Here is a 1204-nt window from a genome sequence, read left to right on the forward strand (position 1 = left end):
TGACCTGCTCCCCTGGAATGTCCTCGGTTTGAGGTTAGTCTGTTCTCCGGAGAAGGAGACAGAGAATGAAGCGTTCCCGTTTCAGCGACGAGCAGATCATCGGTATTCTGAAGGAGCATCAGGCCGGTTTTTCGGCTGTTGATCTGTGCCGCAAATACGGTGTCAGCGACGCGACCTTCTATAAATGGCGGTCGAAGTATGGCGGCATGGAAGTGGCGGAGGCCAAACGGCTGAAGGCTCTGGAAGATGAGAATGGCAAACTGAAGCGCCTCCTGGCCGACGCGATGCTTGATGTATCGACGCTGAAGGAGATGCTCGGAAAAAACTTCTGAAGCCCGGCTCAAGGAGGAACGCCGTGATCTGGGCCATGAAGGAAAAGGGCTATTCGCAGCGCCGGGCTTGCGGCCTGGTCGATATCGATCCGCGCGTGTTCCGCTATCGGTCGACACGAGGAGATGATGTCGCGATCCGCACAAGGCTCAAGGAACTGGCCAGCCAGAGACGTCGCTTCGGATATCGTCGCCTGCATATCCTGTTGAAGCGGGAGGGCGTCGAGATCAACTGGAAGAAGCTCTATCGGCTCTACAGGGAGGAACGGCTGACCGTGCGCAAGCGTGGCGGCCGCAAACGCGCCTTGGGAACCCGAGCGCCGATGACGATCCCACAAGGGCCGAACCAGAGATGGAGCCTGGACTTCGTCTCTGATGCCCTGGTCGACGGCAGGCGGTTCCGCATCCTTTGCGTTCTCGACGACTTCAGCCGGGAGTGCCTTGCTGCCGTGGTCGACAACTCGCTGTCTGGTGAACGCGTCGGCCGTGAGTTGGACAGGATCGCGCTCGGCATCGGGTATCCCTACATGGTCGTCTCGGACAATGGAACCGAGTTCACATCGAACGCCATCCTCAAATGGCAGCAGAACCACGCCGTCGAGTGGCACTACATTGCGCCGGGCAAGCCCATGCAGAATGGCTTTGTGGAGAGATTTAATGGTCGGCTGCGCGATGAATGCCTTAACGAGCACCTCTTCACCAGCTACCGCCATGCGAGGGAGATTATCGAAGACTGGAGAAACGACTATAACCTGAACCGCCCGCACACGAGCCTCAACGGCTTGACCCCTTACGAGTTTGCAACCCGGTCCACACACGACCAGAACATGAACAGAGCTAACTTATAAACGCGGACAATCCGGGGAGCAGGTCAC

Annotated in this window: 1 protein-coding gene; it reads left to right on the forward strand. The window is 57.9% G+C overall.

Features of this window, described 5'->3' with window-relative positions; all coding sequences use genetic code 11:
- Positions 1 to 65: 65 nt before the first annotated feature.
- Positions 66 to 1177 (forward strand): IS3 family transposase gene (locus NBH21_RS25955; RefSeq protein ID WP_252759600.1). Its coding sequence is split into 2 segments (ribosomal slippage): positions 66 to 321 and positions 321 to 1177, totalling 1113 coding nucleotides; the frame shifts between segments, so codons are not numbered across the junction.
- Positions 1178 to 1204 lie beyond the last annotated feature (27 nt).

Origin of the sequence: Ciceribacter sichuanensis (assembly GCF_024055605.1) — a bacterium.
GTDB classification, from domain to species: Bacteria; Pseudomonadota; Alphaproteobacteria; order Rhizobiales; family Rhizobiaceae; genus Allorhizobium; species Allorhizobium sichuanense.